The organism is Blautia sp. HA9023, from assembly GCF_056504095.1.
Map to the genome: position 1 here is coordinate 605,389 of NZ_JBWLUR010000008.1, position 18,511 is coordinate 623,899.

Annotated in this window: 16 protein-coding genes; 14 read left to right on the forward strand and 2 right to left on the reverse strand. The window is 44.6% G+C overall.

The genetic code is table 11. The annotated features are described in order from the left end of the window. Positions 1-9: 9 nt before the first annotated feature. The 10 genes from AC04Q6_RS12775 (at position 10) to AC04Q6_RS12820 (ending at position 12,071) form a co-directional block, all read left to right on the forward strand. The gene (locus AC04Q6_RS12775; protein WP_118063938.1) at positions 10-1,695 is read left to right on the forward strand and encodes a formate--tetrahydrofolate ligase; all 1,686 of its coding nucleotides are present in this window, start codon (positions 10-12) and stop codon (positions 1,693-1,695) included. Positions 1,696-1,853: 158 nt separating this feature from the next. Then, positions 1,854-3,395 (forward strand): Y-family DNA polymerase, encoded by a 1,542-nt coding sequence (locus AC04Q6_RS12780; protein ID WP_118063940.1) that lies wholly within the window; start codon positions 1,854-1,856, stop codon positions 3,393-3,395. Continuing rightward, positions 3,396-3,806: a YolD-like family protein gene (locus AC04Q6_RS12785; RefSeq protein ID WP_021977027.1), complete on the forward strand. Its 411-nt coding sequence runs from the start codon at positions 3,396-3,398 to the stop codon at positions 3,804-3,806. Between the two features lie 22 nt (positions 3,807-3,828). After that, complete coding sequence (locus AC04Q6_RS12790; RefSeq protein ID WP_021977026.1) at positions 3,829-4,137, forward strand: MGMT family protein; 309 nt, start codon at positions 3,829-3,831, stop codon at positions 4,135-4,137. Positions 4,138-4,143: 6 nt separating this feature from the next. Next, entirely contained in the window at positions 4,144-5,352 is a 1,209-nt protein-coding gene (locus tag AC04Q6_RS12795; protein ID WP_118169101.1) for a PucR family transcriptional regulator, read from the forward strand. A 226-nt stretch (positions 5,353-5,578) separates the two neighbouring features. Next, complete coding sequence (locus tag AC04Q6_RS12800; protein WP_118063946.1) at positions 5,579-6,952, forward strand: aspartate aminotransferase family protein; 1,374 nt, start codon at positions 5,579-5,581, stop codon at positions 6,950-6,952. Between the two features lie 105 nt (positions 6,953-7,057). Continuing rightward, positions 7,058-9,151 carry an amino acid permease gene (locus tag AC04Q6_RS12805; RefSeq protein WP_476389711.1) on the forward strand — a complete coding sequence of 698 codons (2,094 nt, stop codon included), beginning with the start codon at positions 7,058-7,060 and terminating at the stop codon, positions 9,149-9,151. Positions 9,152-9,264: 113 nt separating this feature from the next. Beyond that, positions 9,265-9,717, forward strand: a complete 453-nt coding sequence (locus AC04Q6_RS12810; protein ID WP_118063950.1) for a MarR family winged helix-turn-helix transcriptional regulator — start codon at positions 9,265-9,267, stop codon at positions 9,715-9,717. Beyond that, positions 9,707-11,059 carry an MATE family efflux transporter gene (locus AC04Q6_RS12815; RefSeq protein WP_476389712.1) on the forward strand — a complete coding sequence of 451 codons (1,353 nt, stop codon included), beginning with the start codon at positions 9,707-9,709 and terminating at the stop codon, positions 11,057-11,059. The genes AC04Q6_RS12810 and AC04Q6_RS12815 overlap by 11 nt, the downstream gene beginning before the upstream one ends. A gap of 124 nt (positions 11,060-11,183) precedes the next feature. After that, entirely contained in the window at positions 11,184-12,071 is an 888-nt protein-coding gene (locus AC04Q6_RS12820; RefSeq protein WP_118063954.1) for a putative ABC transporter permease, read from the forward strand. A gap of 80 nt (positions 12,072-12,151) precedes the next feature. Here AC04Q6_RS12820 and AC04Q6_RS12825 read toward each other — a convergent pair whose 3' ends face one another. Further along, positions 12,152-12,697 carry a biotin transporter BioY gene (locus AC04Q6_RS12825; protein WP_015527251.1) on the reverse strand — a complete coding sequence of 182 codons (546 nt, stop codon included), beginning with the start codon at positions 12,695-12,697 and terminating at the stop codon, positions 12,152-12,154. Between the two features lie 100 nt (positions 12,698-12,797). After that, positions 12,798-13,769, reverse strand: coding sequence for a biotin synthase BioB (gene bioB / locus AC04Q6_RS12830; protein WP_118169109.1), 972 nt, complete (start codon positions 13,767-13,769; stop codon positions 12,798-12,800). Positions 13,770-14,075: 306 nt separating this feature from the next. Here bioB and AC04Q6_RS12835 point away from each other — a divergent pair, with 306 nt between their 5' ends. The 4 genes from AC04Q6_RS12835 (at position 14,076) to AC04Q6_RS12850 (ending at position 18,487) form a co-directional block, all read left to right on the forward strand. Then, positions 14,076-15,413 carry a potassium transporter TrkG gene (locus AC04Q6_RS12835; protein WP_476389713.1) on the forward strand — a complete coding sequence of 446 codons (1,338 nt, stop codon included), beginning with the start codon at positions 14,076-14,078 and terminating at the stop codon, positions 15,411-15,413. A gap of 19 nt (positions 15,414-15,432) precedes the next feature. Beyond that, positions 15,433-16,080 carry a potassium channel family protein gene (locus AC04Q6_RS12840; protein ID WP_021976055.1) on the forward strand — a complete coding sequence of 216 codons (648 nt, stop codon included), beginning with the start codon at positions 15,433-15,435 and terminating at the stop codon, positions 16,078-16,080. 90 nt (positions 16,081-16,170) lie between these two features. Then, positions 16,171-17,742: an ATP-binding protein gene (locus tag AC04Q6_RS12845; protein WP_227945592.1), complete on the forward strand. Its 1,572-nt coding sequence runs from the start codon at positions 16,171-16,173 to the stop codon at positions 17,740-17,742. Then, the gene (locus tag AC04Q6_RS12850; protein ID WP_021976057.1) at positions 17,735-18,487 is read left to right on the forward strand and encodes a response regulator; all 753 of its coding nucleotides are present in this window, start codon (positions 17,735-17,737) and stop codon (positions 18,485-18,487) included. Before AC04Q6_RS12845 ends, AC04Q6_RS12850 begins: the two co-directional genes overlap by 8 nt. Positions 18,488-18,511 lie beyond the last annotated feature (24 nt).

Below are 18,511 nucleotides of genomic sequence, written 5' to 3' on the forward strand. Positions count from 1 at the left end.
GAGAACATTATGGGATTTAAAAGTGACATCGAGATTGCACAGGAGTGCACAATGGAGCCAATTACCAAGATTGCAGAGAAAGCAGGTATTGATGACAAATATCTGGAGCAGTATGGTAAATACAAAGCAAAGATCGACTATAATCTCCTGAAAGAAACAGACAAAAAAGACGGCAAACTGATTCTTGTGACAGCTATCAACCCGACACCGGCCGGGGAAGGAAAAACAACTACAACGGTAGGTCTTGCAGATGGAATGCAGAGACTTGGAAAAAATGTTATGGTAGCTCTTCGTGAGCCATCCCTTGGACCGGTATTCGGTGTCAAAGGTGGTGCGGCAGGCGGCGGCTATGCACAGGTAGTTCCGATGGAGGATATCAACCTTCATTTTACCGGTGATTTCCATGCGATCGGTGCGGCAAACAACCTTCTTGCAGCAATGATCGACAACCATATCTTCCAGGGTAATGAGCTGAACATCGACCCGAGAAAGATCACCTGGAGACGCTGCGTGGATATGAACGACCGTCAGCTTCGTAATGTAGTAGACGGGCTTGGCGGAAGAACAAACGGTATGCCGCGTGAGGACGGTTACGACATCACCGTAGCATCGGAGATCATGGCAGTTCTCTGTCTGGCAAGTGATATCAAAGATCTGAAGGAGAGACTTTCCAGAATCATCATCGGATATACTTACGGCAAGGTTGCTGAGCAGAAACCGGTAACAGCAGGAGATCTCCACGCAGAGGGTGCTATGACAGCACTTCTGAAGGATGCCCTGAAACCAAACCTTGTTCAGACACTGGAGCATGTTCCGGCAATCGTTCATGGCGGACCATTCGCAAATATCGCTCACGGATGTAACTCCGTAACCGCTACAAAGATGGCTATGAAGCTTGCTGATTATGCCATCACAGAGGCTGGATTCGGTGCTGACCTTGGAGCAGAGAAATTCCTGGATATCAAGTGCCGTATGGCAGGTCTTACACCAAGTGCCGTTGTTATCGTAGCAACCGTACGTGCCCTGAAATACAACGGTGGCGTTGCAAAAGCAGATCTTAACAATGAGAACCTTGAGGCTCTTGAAAAAGGTATCCCGAACCTTCTGAAACATGTAAGCAATATCAAAAATGTATACAAACTCCCATGTGTGGTAGCTATCAACGCATTCCCGACCGATACCAAGGCAGAGCTTGATTTTGTAGAAGCAAAATGTAAAGAGCTTGGCGTAAACGTAGCACTTTCCGAGGTATGGGCAAAAGGCGGCGAAGGCGGAATCAAGCTTGCTGAGGAAGTTCTCCGTCTGGTTGAAGAGCCGAATGATTTCACATATGCTTATGAGCTGGAAGGCTCCATTGAGGATAAACTGAACCAGATCGTACAGAAGGTTTATGGCGGAAAGAGAGTGGTTCTTACAGCGAATGCTCAGAAGCAGGCAAAACAGCTGGAAGCTCTCGGATTTGGCAACTGCCCGATCTGTGTAGCCAAGACACAGTACAGCTTAACAGACGACCAGACAAAACTTGGTGCTCCGACAGACTTTGAGGTAACCGTAAGAAATCTTAAGATCTCCGCAGGCGCAGGCTTCATCGTAGCACTCACCGGCGAGATCATGACCATGCCAGGTCTTCCAAAAGTGCCGGCTGCAACCAAGATTGACGTAGATGAGAGCGGTAAGATCACAGGACTGTTCTGATATTATAAAGTATAAAAATTTTTTGAGGGGAATTCAGATAGAGACCTCCTCCGGCAGCAAAACCGGAGGAGGTTTTTTGCGTAAAAAAGAGAAAAAAACCTATAATCGAACAAATTTTCTGGTATAATAAGAAAAGAAAACACTCCGGAGGTGTATCCATGGATAAAAAAGAAGATCATATCTATATAGCCATCGATCTGAAATCATTCTACGCTTCCGTGGAATGTCAGGAGCGGAACTTAAATCCACTTACCACCAATCTTGTTGTGGCAGACAGGGAACGAACCGAAAAAACCATCTGCCTGGCAGTTTCCCCTTCTTTGAAGGCCTATGGAATACCAGGAAGAGCGAGACTTTTTGAAGTGGTCCAGCGTGTAAAAGAAGTCAATCAGGCACGTGTCACAAAAGCACCAAGAAGATGTTTTACCGGAGAATCCTGGTCTTCGGATGAACTGAAAGCGCATCCGGAACTGGCCGTTTCCTATGTGACAGCACCGCCGAGAATGGCGTTGTACATGGACTACAGCACCCGGATCTATAACGTTTACCTCCGTTATCTGGCACCGGAGGACATGCATGTCTATTCTATAGATGAGGTGTTTATGGACGTCACCCATTATCTTGGAATGTATCAGATGACAGCCAGAGAGCTTGCTGCAAAAATGATCTCCGATGTAATGAAAGAGACCGGGATCACGGCAACTGCCGGAATCGGAACCAATCTTTATCTGTGTAAGATTGCCATGGACATCGGGGCCAAACATGTAACACCAGACGAAAATGGTGTGCGTATCGCAGAACTGACGGAGCAGTCCTACCGGGAACTTTTATGGGATCACAGGCCGCTGACAGATTTCTGGCGGGTAGGCACAGGAATCAGGAAGAAGCTGGAAGAAGTAGGACTTTACACGATGGGAGACATTGCCAGATGCTCTTTGGGCGGTGTGCGTGATTACTATAATGAAGATCTTCTTTATAAAATATTCGGCATCAACGCGGAACTTCTGATTGATCATGCATGGGGATACGAACCGGTGACCATGGATCTGATCAAAGCCTACAAACCGGAAACAAACAGCATCGGTTCCGGTCAGGTACTGCACTGTCCCAGTGATTTTGAACAGGCGAAACTGATCGTACGTGAAATGACAGACATGCTGGTTCTTCAGCTTGTGGAAAAAAGGCTGGTAACCAGTCAGATAGTCCTTACCATAGGCTACGATATTGACAATCTGAAATCTTCCTCCGGCAGGAAAAAATATCAGGGCGAAATAAAAACAGACCGTTATGGAAGAAAAATTCCCAAACATGGTCACGGAACTGTAAATTTGGACAATCCAACCTCATCCACATCAACGATCATGAAGGCAGTCCTTGACCTGTATGAGCGTATCACGGATAAAACACTTCTGATCCGGCGTGTCTATATCACAGCCAATCAGCTCACAGATGAAAAACTGGCAGCGGCAGAGCCCGTATATCAGCAGATGAATCTGTTCACGGATTACCTTAAATCAGAAGTGTCAGAGGCAGAACAGAAAGCAGAAAAAGAAAAACAGGAAAAAGAGCGAAAGCTCCAAGAAGCTATGCTTTCCGTAAAAAAGAAATTCGGAAAAAATGCCATACTGAAAGGCAGCAGCTTACAGGAAGGTTCCACAACCATAGAGCGGAACAACCAGATCGGAGGTCACAGAGCATAAATGGAAAAGAAACCAAAAGGCAAATACCAGGACATCATAAACCTGCCTCACCATGTTTCAAAAACACACCCACAGATGCCCCTCTATGACCGAGCTGCACAGTTTTCCCCCTTTGCAGCCCTTACCGGCTATGAAGACGCAATCCGGGAAACAGCCAGACTCACCGATAACTGGGTACAGCTTTCCGAAGACAAAAAGCAGGAACTGGATGAAAAACTCCGGCAGCTGATAGCCGACAGGGAGAGAACAGAGTCCGTCACCATCATCTATTTCCAGCCGGATGACCGGAAAGAGGGAGGCTCCTATGTAACCGTCACCGGGCAGATAAAAAAGATTGACGACTGCAGCCAGAAAATCTTTCTGACAGATGGAACGAAGATTGACCTGGGAAGAATTGTGGATATAAAATAAAAAATGCTTCGGAGGAACAACAATGGGAAAAATACTGGATGAGGATCTGATCTACGAAATACTATCCGTGGTGGAAGAAATACCGGCAGGAAAAGTGGCTTCCTACGGGCAGATTGCACGTCTCATCGGCTGGGATAAAAATTCGAGGCTTGTAGGAAAAGTTTTAAGCATGGCAGAATTTTATGGGAAATATCCCTGCCACAGAGTTGTGAATCATGCAGGCCGTACTGCACCAGGATGGAGAGAACAGAGGGAACTTCTGGAAGACGAAGGTGTGGAATTTAAAGCAAATGGATGCGTGGATATGAAAAGGTACCAGTGGGAGGAATAGAACTTTATGAATTGTAAAGATATGATGCAGATTCCGGAGCTTACAGAGGTTCTGAAGCTGAAAGCAGGAAAAAACGGTTTGGAGCAATCTGTTCGATGGATTTATTTTGCAGACTGTCTGCAATGTGTAAAAAGTGAATATAAGATCGAAAACTACATCCACGGAGACGAATTTGTAGTTCTGACCAATCCCAGTGTTACGGATGACAGTCGGAAGCTGATGGAGATGATCCGGCAGATGTATGGGCATGGAATTACGGCTCTTGGAATTAATGAAGGCCAGATATCAGAGGAACTGATGCAGTACTGTGAAGAGAAAGCGTTGCCTCTTTTTGAGCTTCCGGAGAAATATCCTCTGATCGATCTGTCTCAGATCATCTGCCGCAGGCTTGTTCTGGAAGAAAATGACCGAAATGCCGCAGAGCAGCTGTTTTCCTCTATTCTGGATGCAGAACATTTAAGCCGGGAGCGTGTGATGGCACAGGCCAGATATCTGAATATTGATCTGGAGGGAAGTTTTTTTGTAGCGGAATTTGCGTTTGCGTCCGGAAACATAGAAAGCGGATGGGAGAACGAGGATTCCCTGACAACCGGACGGAATGTGAAACGTATGATCTGTACTGAGTTTTCCAGTTACATAAAACAGGATATCCTTATCCTTCCACAGGCAGGCTCCATCCTTGCACTGCTTCCGGACAGAGAAGCGGAGGATAGCAATATAAAAGAAATTTTCGCCAGGATCGTGGACCGAACACAGCGGGAATATGGAATAGAGCTTCGGATCGGAGCCGGAAACAGTAGGGCGTATCTGGATGAGGTAAAAGACAGCCGGAACGAAGCTTCCTCAGCACTTCGGGCAGCAGAAGTTTCCGGATTGAAGGGGCAGATATTTTTTTACAGGGATCAGGGAATCTATACATTACTTTCCCATGTGGACGATTCCAGAATCCTGGATACTTATATGGAAGAAAAAATCGGAAAGCTGCTGCAGGCAGATGAACTGAACGATGGAAACTTAAGTGAAACACTGGAAAATTATCTGAACTGCAGCTGCAATGCCAAAAAGACGGCAGAAGAGATGTTTCTTCACAGGAATACCTTAAATTACAGGTTGAAAAAGATCCGGGAGATCCTGGGATGCGATCTTGAAAACCTGGATACCTGCCTGGAGCTGAAGATGGCGTTTATGATCAGGCGATATCGGTATCGCAGATAATAGAAATTGTGCACTGTGCACAAAAGACATACAACACCAGGCCTATTGATTTCGTACCGGAAAATGCTATAATCTACCTAAATCAAAAAACAAAATAACACAGCAGATAAACGACAAAGGCGTCGGATGATAACACATCCGGCGCCTGTTTTTTTGCTTCCGGAGAGAACTCCGAGAGGAGTCCGGCAGGCAGAAAAACCGTGACCAGATAAAGGAGGAGAATATTATGACAACAGCAGAATTAGCAACCGCATTACCGGAGATTGTAACAGAGCAGGTTCCAGGACCGAAATCAAAAGAACTTCTTGACAGAAGAGACGCAGCAATCCCGAAAGCACTTTGCGGAAAAACATATCCGATCTGTATCAAACAGGGATCAGGAGCCATGTTTGAAGATATGGATGGAAATAAATTCCTTGACTGGGTCGGCGGTGTTGGCGTCCTGAATATCGGATATTCCCATCCGGAAGTTATTGAGGCAGTAAAGAAACAGACTGAAAAATATTTCCACACAATTTTCAATGTATATGTGCATGACGGCTATGTAACACTGGCTGAGAGATTAAATGAGATCATGCCATGCAAAGGAGATGTGAAAAAAACATACTTTGCAAACTCCGGTGCAGAGTGTGATGAAAATGCCATCAAGATTGCAAAAGCCTTCACAAAAAGAAGCGGCGTGATCTGTTTCACAGGTGCTTTCCATGGAAGAACAAACCTGACCATGGCACTGACAGCCAAGAAAGTATATGCAGTGGGTATGGGACCGTTCCCGGCAGGAATCTTCCGTGCACCATATCCATATGTATACCGTGCACCAAAAGGATACACAGAGGCTGAAGCAATTCAGTATTATATTGATGAGCTTCAGAGAATCTTTGACGAAGGAGCACCTGCAAGTGAGATCGCCTGCATGATCGTTGAGCCGTTCCAGGGCGAGGGTGGATTCATCCCGGCACCGATCGAGTGGGTAAAAGCAGTCCGCAAGATCTGCGATGACAACGGAATTCTGATGATTGCAGATGAGGTTCAGTGTGGCAACTGCAGAACAGGAAGATATTATGCATCTGAGTACTGGGCAGAAGCAGGCGCAGCACCGGATATCATCACAACCGCAAAATCTCTTGGTGCAGGTCTTCCGATTTCCGCTATCACAGCAAGAGCAGAAGTTATGGATGCAGCACCGGCAGGAACCATCGGTGGAACCTTCTGTGGAAACCCGGTTTCCTGTGCAGCAGCACTGGCTGTTATGGATATCATGAAACGTGACGATTACGCAGGAAAAGCAAGACACATTGGCGAGGTTGTCATGAAACGCTACAAAGAGCTTCAGGAGAAATATCCGGTGATCGGTGATGTACGTGGACTTGGCGCTATGATCGGTATTGAGCTTGTAAAAGATAAAGAAACAAAAGAACCGGCAACAGAGCTTACAGCCAAGCTGATACAGAATGCGATCCAGAAGGGACTCCTTCTTGAGAACTGTGGAACAGCAGGCAATGTAGTTCGTTTCCTTGCACCGCTCACTATGACCGATGAGCAGATGGAGAAAGGCCTGGAGATCTTTGAGGCATCTCTGAAAGAGGCAATGGAAGCTTAAAGAAAAAGAATACAAAAATTACAGATCCGCTGTTCTGTCTGCAAGGATGCAGGAAAAAGGATAGCGGATTTTTGCTTGTTAGAGTGGGAAAAGAGGAGGTTTTATATGGAACAGAAATCGAAGTTTGATAAAGTAATGGGAGCCTGGGACATCCTGGTCATTGCTTTTGGAGCCATGATCGGATGGGGCTGGGTCATCAACTCCGGAGACTGGATCACAACCGCCGGTTTTGCCGGATCTATGATTGCCATGCTGATCGGTGGTCTGATGGTATTTTTTGTAGGACTTACCTATGCGGAACTGACTTCTGCAATGCCGCAGTGCGGTGGTGAGCATGTATTCAGTTACCGTGCCATGGGTCCTACCGGATCTTTTGTATGTACCTGGATGATCATTCTCGGATATGTGGCAACCTCTGCGTTTGAGGCCACTGCACTTCCGACTGTTATTACCTATCTGTTTCCGGATTTCAATCAGGTGTACCTGTATTCCATTGCAGGAAAAGATATTTATCTGACAACGATCATCCTTGGCGTTGGTGTTGCAATCCTGATCACGATCATCAATATCAAGGGTGCAAAAACAGCGGCCATTCTTCAGACCGTTCTGACAGCGATCATTGCCATCGCCGGAATCCTTCTGGTAGTTGGTTCCGCAGTAAACGGTGATGCATCCAATATTACAGGACAGATGTGGGAAAGTGGCGCCGGAAATACACTGGGAAGTGTATTCAAAGTTGCCTGCATGACACCATTCCTTTTTATTGGTTTTGATGTTATCCCTCAGGCAGCTGAGGAAATCAGTGTTCCTTATAAAAAGATCGGAAAGATCATGCTGTTGTCTATTTTCCTTGCAGTAGCCTGGTATCTGCTGATCATCTTTGCAGTCTGCTACATCATGCCGCAGAGTGCCATTGCACAGGAAATGAATTCCCAGAACGGACTGGTCTCTGCAAAAGCCATTGAGATCGCGTTCCGGTCACCGCTGATGGGTAAGGTTCTGATCATCGGAGGTTTATGTGGAATCATCACATCCTGGAACTCTTTCCTGATGGGTGGAAGCCGTGCCCTGTATTCCATGGGTGAATCCCTGATGATCCCGAAGATGTTCGGAAAGCTTGGAAAAAACAAAACGCCGGAAGCAGCCATTATCCTCTGCGGAATTGCCTGTGTGGCAGCGCCGTTTTTTGGAAGAGGCGTTCTGGTATGGCTGGTTGATGCTGCATCTTTCGGATGTGTTATTGCCTATATGTTTGTTTCTATCTCTTTCTGCATCCTCAGGAAAAAGAGACCGGATATGGAAAGACCTTATAAAGTAAAAGCTGGTGGCTTTGTCGGTGCAATGGCTGTGATCATGGCTGGATTTATGACACTTTTATACATTATTCCGGCATCTTTTTCTGCGGCACTGGTATGGCAGGAGTGGATCGTAGTTGGAATCTGGCTGGTACTTGGAGTATTCTTTTACTCTTATTCAAAGAAAAAATACGGTGCGGAATTTGGCCGTGATATCTTTATTGTAGAAGATGCAAAAGCTGCACCGGAAGAACCGGTAGCACTTCCGGATGCAAAATATCCGGACAGACACTTTGTTATCACTGTCGGATGCGAATATGGAAGCGGCGGACCGGAGATTGCACGTATGGTTGCAGATCATTTCGGAATCGAGTATTATGACCGTGATCTGGTAGACAAAGTTGTACAGGAAATCGGTGTTGATAAAGGTCTGGTAGAAGAAGCAGATACCAGGATCGGTGTCCGTTATGCGTTTGATACTTCTTACGGTGTCCGCTATGCAAACCTTTCTAACCGTGTTATTGATGCCCAGTTCCAGGCGATCCATGAATTTGCAAAAAATTCCTGCGTGATCGTAGGTAGAAGCAGTGATTACATTTTGAAAGACAGCCCGGATGTTATGAATGTATTTATTTATGCGCCGAAGCAGGATGAAATTTCGGCAGTTATGAAGAAGAGTGGCCTAAACCAGCATAAAGCAGAGGAAGAGTGGGAAAATGTAGAAAAATCCCAGCATGCAAGACATGAGTATATCACCGGCAAAAAACGTGGTGACAGACATACCCGTGATATTCTCCTGAACAGCAGCCTTCTTGGATGGAATGCCACTGCACAGGTTATTGAAGAACTGGTGGAACGAAAATTTGGTCTGAAGGATGAGAAAGCATTATTAAAAGAAGCATAGATTAATAAATCATTACTTTATGACAGAAAAGTAAAACATGCTTGACAAACCATAAATTCCTTATATAATTATCAATGGTAATTAACAAAGATAATTATATAAGGAGTTTTTTTATGACAAATGAAAAGATCAAGCGGATGTTTGATGCATTTTATCAGGCAAAGCGGATCCGGGATATGCTTCCGCCACTGCCCCAGGGGGTGATGCCATCCTACATACAGTATCTGGATGTGATCCATTCTCTGCAGCGGGAAAAAAAGGATATCCGGCTCTCTGATATCAGTGATGCCATGAACCTTCCGCGTCCGGGTGTCACCAGAACAGTGAAAGAAATGGAGGCAAAGGGATATCTTCAGAAGCTCATGTCTCCGGATGACGGGCGCGTTACTTACATCTCTATAACAGAAAAAGGAGAGAATCTTTCCAGAAAGTATGATCAGGATTATTTCAGCAGTCTGGCACCCTATCTTTCAGAGATTTCCGAAGAAGAAGCAGACAGCATGATCCGGACCATCGGAAAATTCTATCAGATTATGTGTGACAGGAGGGAACATTATGACAAGTGATAAGGCAGATTTTACCCAGGGAAATATCCTGAAGAAGCTGGTTGCATTTATGATGCCGGTACTCGGTGCGCTGATCCTGCAGGCTGCCTATGGTGCGGTCGATCTTCTTGTAGTTGGAAGATTCGGTTCCACATCCGGACTGTCAGCGGTTTCCACCGGAAGTCAGATACTGAATCTGGTTACCTTTGTAGTGATCCAGTTTGCTATGGGTATCACAGTTCTGATCGCACGTTATCTTGGAGAAAAAAGACCGGAGCAGATTGGCTCCGTTATCGGTGGGGCTGCGATCGTCTTTACCATGATATCTGTCGTGCTGTTTATTGTTATGGTAGGTTTTGCACATCCGATCTCCGTGCTGATGCAGGCACCGGAAGAAGCGGTAGCGCTGACTGCATCTTATGTACGGATCTGTGGAAGCGGAATTTTCTTTATTGTGGCGTATAACCTGCTGTCTGCCATCTTCCGTGGCCTGGGTGACAGTAAATCTCCGTTGCTGTTTGTGCTGGTGGCATGTATTGTAAATGTGATCGGAGATCTGGTACTGGTAGCCGGGTTACATATGGATGCAGCAGGAGCAGCTATTGCTACGGTTTCTGCTCAGGCCTTAAGTGTTGTATTTGCAGTAGTTCTGCTGATAAAGAAGAAGCTTCCGTTTACCATTACAAAAAAAGATTTCCGGCTGAATCCTCAGTGCAGACGTTTTCTTAAGATCGGACTGCCGCTGGCACTTCAGGAATTCCTGACCCAGATTTCATTCCTGGCCTTGTGCGCATTTGTCAATCGCCTGGGTCTGGAAGCATCCTCCGGTTACGGAGTTGCATGGAAGATCGTAAACTTTGCCATGCTGGTTCCAAGCTCCCTGATGCAGTCCATGGCCTCCTTTGTTTCACAGAACGTAGGAGCAGGAAAGCCGAAACGTGCGAGAAAATCCATGCTTACGGGAATTGGAGTTGGCCTGTCTGTGGGATGCTTGGTATTTATTCTGATCCTGCTGAAGGGTGATGTGCTGGCAGGATTCTTTTCAACAGATGCCGGCGTCATCCAAAAGGGCTTTGATTATCTGAAGGGGTTTGCTCCGGAGACATTGGTTACAGCTGTTCTGTTCAGTATGATAGGCTATTTCAACGGAAACAACCAGACCATATGGGTTATGGTCCAGGGCCTGATCCAGACGCTTCTGGTACGACTTCCAATGGCGTACTTTATGAGTATCCAGCCGGATGCCAGCCTGACAAAGATCGGTCTTGCAGCACCGGTATCTACCACAGTGGGAATCATTCTGAACATCGGATTCTTTCTGTACTTTACCCGTGTGAAAAAAGAAATTGTTTCGGAAGAATGACCGGATAAAGGGATGTAAATGAGAGGGGTGATATGATATAATCAAAATCACTCCGGCAGAGGTGATGGTACTGACCCCTGAAATAGCTGCCGGAATCTTGACGGCTGTAAAGGAGGAGTACAGGATGATTTGCGGGATGACGTATTTTCAGATATGTCTGTATTTTTTGTTTTATTCTTTTGGAGGATGGGTCGTTGAAGTTATCTTCCATGCAGTAACCTTAGGAAAGGTTATAAACCGGGGATTTCTCAACGGTCCGGTATGCCCGGTGTACGGATTTGGTGTACTTTCTGTGTTTGCATTGCTTAATACGCTTCAGAGCGGCGGACATCAGATGAGTGAGGGAATGATCTTTCTGTTTGGAATCGTTCTTGCAACTGCGGTAGAGCTGGTTGCCGGATGGCTTCTGGATGTATGCTTCCATGCAAGATGGTGGGATTATTCTAATAAGCCGCTGAATTTTCACGGCTATATCTGTCTTGAGTTTTCCCTGATATGGGGACTTGCCATTGTGATGGTGGTAAAGGTTTTTCAAAAGTATGTGGAGCGTCAGGCTTCTCATACACCTTCCACACTGGAATGGGTTGTTATGGTAATTCTGTATGCGGTGTATCTGGCAGATTTTATTGTAACAGTAGCGGTGATCCGCGGACTGAATAAGAAGCTTACCCGACTGGATAAGGTACGTGCAGATCTGCGGATCGTGAGCGATAAGCTCAGTGATACTCTGGCAACAACTACCATTGATACAGCACAGAAGGTGGGAGAGGGAAAAGTTCAGGTTGCTCTTGCTAAGGCAGAGCTCAGAGATGCGACTGTGGCTCAGAGAGAAAAATCTTCTGAAATGCTTCGGATGAAGAAAGCGGAGCTTCAGGCACAGTTTGATGAGCTGTCAAACTCTATCACAAACCATACCGTATTCGGTCAGGGAAGAATCATTAAGGCTTTCCCGGAGATGAAGCACAGAGATTATTTTGAACTGATCCAGGAACTGAAGAAAAAACTCAGATAAGAAAAATGAAATGCGATAAAGAGGCAGCAGGAAATGTTGGAAATTTCCTGCTGCCTCTTTTAAAATATCAGAGTTTCAGTTTATCGGATTCTTTTTTTTATCATTGGTCCGATGATCATGGCGATGATCATTTTTATGAGATCTGCCGGGATAAACGGAATTACACAGATTCCAAGAGCTGCTTTGAAAGTGGAATCTGCAACGATGCAGAACCATACAGTTCCGAAAAGATAGCATACAATTGTTCCTGCGATCATACCAACGAGCTGGATCAGAGGCTTATGGCAGTTGTCAATTACCAGTCCGGCAATAACAGCCATAACGATAAAGCCGATGATGTATCCGCCTGTAGGACCGGCCAGCTTTGCAGGACCGCCGGTAAATCCGGAAAATACCGGAAGACCTACAAGTCCAAGCAGAAGATAGATCAGATAGCTGATGGTTCCTTTTTTCCATCCGAGAAGATAAAGAGACAGATAGATGGCAAGATTGGTAAATGAGATCGGAACCGGACCGATTGGAATGGACAGCGGCGCAAGAATGCAGGTGACAGCTGCCATAAGAGCGGTCATGGTGATCTCGTAGGTTTTTGTACGTGGTGCAGAGACGGTATTTGTCTGATTCATATTGAAATAGCCTCCTTTGAAAAAGGTAATGTATTTACTGGTTTGGGTAAGCAATGAAATGCTGTAAGTGTGTATGAAAGATCATATGCCATAAGGATGCTTACGCAGATTCGATCTCATAGGTGAATCCTGCATCTGTAATGGTTTTCAGAGTGTCTTCGATTCCCTGGCCACCTTCTGTAAGATAACCGGAAGCAAAAATAGAATCCACAACACTGAGCAGTTTTTTTTCTTCGCCTTTAAAATAAACTTCTCTTCCGGCAGCACATCGGATATCTGCTTTGGGTACAAGAAGTCTTGCCAGGCAGAGGACTTTCATGCAGTATTCTGTTGTCAGCTGGGAAATATCTGCATTTCCGAGAGGAGTTCCCTTGATCGGAAGAAGAAAGTTGATCGGCAGTGCTTCCGGCTGGATCTCACGTAATTCCAGAAGCATGTCAACAACGTCTGCCTTGCTTTCACCCATGCCAATGATACCGCCGCTGCAGATCTCGAAACCAAGTCCCTGAAGCATATGGATATTCCGGACACGCTGGTCAAAGGTATGTGTACTGCAGATATTATGATAAAAGGAACGGCTGCTGTTCAGGTTATGGTTGATCCGGTCAAGACCGGCTTCTTTGAGCATTTTTGCCTGGTGCTCTGTGAGAAAGCCTATGGAGCAGCAGAGATGAGTTCCGTGTTCTTTCATTTTGCGGATCCTGCGGGCCAGCTCCTCGATCTCTTTATCTGTAAATTTCATACCACTCAGTCCGATACAATGTCTGGATAAATGATAATCATTTACGAAATCATTGTCCTGATATAATTTGTCTTCATCTACCCATTTGTATTTATCAATATCGGCAGTGGAACGACATGACTGGGCACAGTAGGCACAATCCTGGGAACAGTTACCACTGCGGGCATTGGTAAGGATGTGGATGCTTACCCGGTTTCCCTTATATTTGTAACGTAAACTGCTGGCACGGTCGATCAGTGCCCCAAGTTCTTCGTCCGGAGTATCTAAAATTGCAATGGCTTCATCTCTGGAAAGCGATGGAGCTTCTTTTTCGCATGATGCAGTGTTCATGTCAATACCTTCCTTTTGAGTTTTTTGTACGGATATCACTTTATCACATAGAAATATTAATTGTCAACTATAAATACGGAATGAGTTTACAATTAAAAACTGTAGTATTAAGGTATTACTTAGCCTTATCGAAGCAGGGAATTTTCTTGATTCGGTTAAAATAATTCTCAAGAGAATATCATATCTTTATAAAATCTTAATACGGAAGCAGAGACTTTTATACTATCTTTGAAAGCAATTATATATAATAAAATGCGTTACGAGGATAGCACTGTTAAAAGTATTGATAAGGAGTTCTGATCATTTATGCCGGAAAAATCATATAAGAAAAAACATATGACATCTTTTCAGCTGATTATCATGGGGTTTGCAGGAGTGATCCTTTTGGGAACCGTTCTGCTGATGCTTCCATTTTCTTCTGCGGAGAAAGTGATCACACCATTTCATGAGGCACTTTTTACAGCCACTTCGGCGGTATGTGTTACAGGCCTTGTGGTAAAGGACACTGGAAGCTACTGGTCCCTGGCAGGCCAGACGATCATTCTTGCACTCATACAAACAGGTGGGCTTGGAGTAGTGACTGTGGCTGCGTCTGTTTCCCTTCTTTCCGGAAAGAAAATATCACTCATGCAAAGAAGCACCATGCAGAATGCTATTTCAGCACCTAAAGTTGGAGGGATCGTCAGACTGACAAGGTTTATCTTAAAGGGAACATTTTTGATCGAAGCAGCGGGGGCGTTGCTGCTTCTGCCGGTTTTTCTGGTGGATTTTGGGAAAAAGGGAATCTGGATGTCAATTTTTCATTCAATCTCTGCTTTTTGTAATGCCGGCTTTGATATTCTGGGGACAGATTCCAGTATGTTTCCATCGCTGACTGGGTATTCCGGAAATATACTTATAAATCTGGTAATTATGTTGTTGATCATTACAGGAGGAATCGGTTTTCTCACATGGGATGATATTTATACAAATAAACTGAACTTTAAACGCTACCGCATGCAAAGCAAGATCATTCTCATGACTACCGCATGTCTGATCTTATTCCCGGCAGTCTTTTTCTATATCTGTGACCTGACAAATTTACCCATGGGAAAACGCCTGTTAGCAGCAGCGTTTCAATCGGTAACGACAAGAACTGCCGGATTTAATACTATAAACATTTCAGAGATGAGTGAGGCATCAAAAGCAGTTATGATATTGTTAATGCTAATTGGTGGTTCACCGGGATCTACAGCTGGTGGAATGAAAACAACAACGTTTTCAGTACTTATTTTAAATGCAATTGCGACATTTCGAAGTCAGGAAAATGCAGGAGCTTTTGGGCGAAGACTTGAATATCATGTAATAAAAAATGCAGCGACAATAGCTATGTTATATTTTGCCTTGTTCTTTGGCGGCGGAATAGCGATTAGTGTGTACGAAGGCCTTCCGCTTTTAGATTGTCTGTACGAAGCTGCTTCAGCTGTTGGTACGGTAGGTCTGACTCTGGGAATCACACCGGAACTTCATGTTTTTTCACAAGTCGTGTTGATCATACTGATGTATCTGGGACGTGTAGGTGGCCTGACCCTGATCTATGCGGTATTTTCCGGAAGAAATAAGGGAAATGCAAAGCTTCCTCTGGAAAAAATCACGGTTGGATAAGAAGGAGAAAAATAATATTATGAAAAATGTATTGCTTATTGGACTTGGAAGGTTTGGAAGACATATTGCCATGCAGCTCAATCAGCTGGGACATGAAGTTATGGCAGTTGACTGGAAGGAAGAAAGAGTGGACAAAGTACTGTCATTTGTGACGAATGCTCAGATTGGTGACAGCACCAATGCTGAATTTTTACAGTCCCTTGGAATTGGAAACTACGACATTTGTTTTGTGACCATTGGAGATAGCTTTCAAAATTCTCTTGAAACAACATCCCTTCTGAAAGAACTGGGTGCAAAATTGGTGATATCCAGAGCTGAACGTGATGTTCAGGAAAAATTTCTTTTACGCAATGGTGCCGATAAGGTAGTTTATCCGGAAAAGCAGGTGGCAAAATGGGCCTCCATCCGTTATACAGATGATCATATCCTGGATTATATGGAGGTGGATGCTTCCCATGCAATTTTTGAAGTGGAAGTGCCGGAAGAATGGGTTGGAAAAACAGTGGGTGGACTTGACATCAGAAAACGCTACAATATTAATATTCTGGCAGTAAAAAATGAAGAGGAATTCAGTATTGCAATTTCACCGGAAACATATTTTACAGAAAATGATAAATTACTGGTATTAGGAGAATACAGAGCTCTTCAGAAGTGCTTCCGCATATAGCTCATTGCCATGAAGAAAAAATTTTTGACCACAGAACTGCTGCGTGATATAATTCCAGTAAACAACAGCAGAAGGAGAATGAGCTTGAAAATGGAGGATACAGTAAAAAACAGAACCTGTCCGAAACGGCCATTTGCATGGTATGTGGAAAAACCGTCTGCAAAAGATTACTTGCTGACGGTTTTTATATTTGCAGTATGCACTTTGATTGGCCTGCTGTTTCAGAAGCTGGATTTTACAGATACGAATATTGTAACGATATACATTCTGGGTGTGTTGATCACTTCCATCGTGACAGATGGTTATCTTTGCAGTGTAGCAGGCTCCTTTTTAAGTGTATTCTTATTTTGTTTTTTCCTGACGGAGCCAAGGATGTCTTTTGAGACATATGCGGTGGGATATCCGGTGACATTTTTCATAATGCTTATTTCGTCCGTACTTACAGGAACCCTTGCGGCAAAGCTGAAAATGCATGCAAAGCTGTCTTCACAGATTGCCTTTCGCACACAGGTTCTGTTTGATACGGATCGTCTGCTGCAAAAGGCAAAAAGTGAGACAGAAATTCTCGGAGTTACCTGTACACAGCTGATACGCCTGTTAAACCGCAGCATCACGGCATATGTTGTGGAAAATGGAACTTTATCAGAAGGAAAGCTTTTTTCCGGGGAAAAAGAGAGCACAGAGGATTTTCTGACACAGGAAGAACAACAGGCGGCCAGATGGACTTATGAAAACAGACAGCGTGCCGGCGCATCCACACAGTATTTCTCACAGGCAAAATGCTTATATCTGGCAATTCGAAGCGGGAATAATGTTTATGGCGTAATCGGGATCCCTCTGCAGAAAGAAACACTGGACTCTTATGAATACAGCATCCTGCTGTCTGTAATAAATGAATGTGCACTTGCAATGGAGAATGTACAAAATGCCATAGAAAAAGAAAAAAATGCGGTTTTAGCAAAAAATGAACAGTTGCGTGGCGATCTTCTTCGGGCGATCTCCCATGACCTGCGTACTCCACTTTGTTCTATTTCCGGAAATGCAGATATGCTTCTCAGTAACAGTGACCGTCTGGATGAAGCTACAAGGTATCAGATCTACACGGACATTCATGAGGATTCAGAGTGGCTGATCGGAGTTGTGGAAAATCTGCTTTCCATTACCAGGCTCAATGATGGAAGATTGAAGTTTAAATTTACGGATCAGCTTTTGGATGAGGTAATAGCAGAGTCACTCCGGCATGTCAGCCGGAAGCATGATGCGTATAAGATCGTGGCGGACTGTGAAGAACTTGTTCTTACACGTATGGACGTGCATCTTATTATACAGGTTCTGGTAAATTTGATCGATAATGCGATAAAATATACGCCGTCAGGCTCTGTCATCAGCATTCGGGGGTTCAAAAAAGCCGGGAAAGCACAGGTAAGCGTGGAAGATAACGGCCCCGGGATCCCGGATGAAATGAAGCCACATATTTTTGAGATGTTTTATACAGGGAAAACAACCGTTGCAGACAGCCAACGGAGTCTGGGGCTTGGCCTGGCACTTTGCCGCTCTATCATAGAAGCTCACGATGGAACACTGGTTCTTTCGGATCATGCTCCGCATGGATGTAATTTTACTTTTACTTTACCATTAAGCGAGGTGACATTAAATGAATAAGACATTAATTCTGGTGGTTGAGGATGACAGACCCATACGGAACCTGATCGTTACCACTTTAAAAACACATGACTATAAATATCTGGCTGCAGAAAATGGGGCTTCAGCCATTTTGGAGGCTTCATCACATAATCCGGATATCGTTCTTCTGGATCTTGGTCTTCCTGATATGGAAGGAGTAGAGGTAATAAAGAAAATCCGTACCTGGTCGAATATGCCGATCATCGTGATCAGTGCCAGAAGTGAAGATATGGACAAAATAGAGGCACTGGATGCGGGTGCAGATGATTATATCACAAAACCATTTTCAGTAGAAGAATTACTTGCGCGTATCCGTGTCAGCCAAAGGCGGCTTGCCATAACGCAGTCAGGAAAACAGCCGGAAACATCTGTTTTTGAAAATGGTGGATTAAAGATAGATTACACGGCTGGCTGCACATTCCTGAAGGACAGAGAACTGCATCTGACGCCCATTGAGTATAAGCTGCTCTGCCTTTTATCCCGTAATGTTGGAAAAGTATTGACACATACATATATTACTCAGCAGATCTGGGGACGCTGCTCGGAAAACGATGTTGCTTCTCTCAGGGTTTTTATGGCAACACTGCGGAAAAAACTGGAGCTTGAAAAAAACGGTGTACAATATATCCAGACGCACATAGGAATTGGATATCGCATGCTCAGAATCGAGAAACCTGAGCAGGAAACCAAAAAAGATAGCATTAATCCTCAAACGATAATATAATCATCTCATATGATGACAGTTTTT

Coding starts and splice junctions, on each gene's coding strand:
- AC04Q6_RS12775 (WP_118063938.1), top strand. CDS start 10: ATGGGATTTAAAAGTGACATCGAGATTGCACAGGAGTGCACAATGGAG.
- AC04Q6_RS12780 (WP_118063940.1), top strand. CDS start 1,854: ATGGATAAAAAAGAAGATCATATCTATATAGCCATCGATCTGAAATCA.
- AC04Q6_RS12785 (WP_021977027.1), top strand. CDS start 3,396: ATGGAAAAGAAACCAAAAGGCAAATACCAGGACATCATAAACCTGCCT.
- AC04Q6_RS12790 (WP_021977026.1), top strand. CDS start 3,829: ATGGGAAAAATACTGGATGAGGATCTGATCTACGAAATACTATCCGTG.
- AC04Q6_RS12795 (WP_118169101.1), top strand. CDS start 4,144: ATGAATTGTAAAGATATGATGCAGATTCCGGAGCTTACAGAGGTTCTG.
- AC04Q6_RS12800 (WP_118063946.1), top strand. CDS start 5,579: ATGACAACAGCAGAATTAGCAACCGCATTACCGGAGATTGTAACAGAG.
- AC04Q6_RS12805 (WP_476389711.1), top strand. CDS start 7,058: ATGGAACAGAAATCGAAGTTTGATAAAGTAATGGGAGCCTGGGACATC.
- AC04Q6_RS12810 (WP_118063950.1), top strand. CDS start 9,265: ATGACAAATGAAAAGATCAAGCGGATGTTTGATGCATTTTATCAGGCA.
- AC04Q6_RS12815 (WP_476389712.1), top strand. CDS start 9,707: ATGACAAGTGATAAGGCAGATTTTACCCAGGGAAATATCCTGAAGAAG.
- AC04Q6_RS12820 (WP_118063954.1), top strand. CDS start 11,184: ATGATTTGCGGGATGACGTATTTTCAGATATGTCTGTATTTTTTGTTT.
- AC04Q6_RS12825 (WP_015527251.1), bottom strand. CDS start 12,697: ATGAATCAGACAAATACCGTCTCTGCACCACGTACAAAAACCTACGAG.
- bioB (WP_118169109.1), bottom strand. CDS start 13,769: ATGAACACTGCATCATGCGAAAAAGAAGCTCCATCGCTTTCCAGAGAT.
- AC04Q6_RS12835 (WP_476389713.1), top strand. CDS start 14,076: ATGCCGGAAAAATCATATAAGAAAAAACATATGACATCTTTTCAGCTG.
- AC04Q6_RS12840 (WP_021976055.1), top strand. CDS start 15,433: ATGAAAAATGTATTGCTTATTGGACTTGGAAGGTTTGGAAGACATATT.
- AC04Q6_RS12845 (WP_227945592.1), top strand. CDS start 16,171: ATGGAGGATACAGTAAAAAACAGAACCTGTCCGAAACGGCCATTTGCA.
- AC04Q6_RS12850 (WP_021976057.1), top strand. CDS start 17,735: ATGAATAAGACATTAATTCTGGTGGTTGAGGATGACAGACCCATACGG.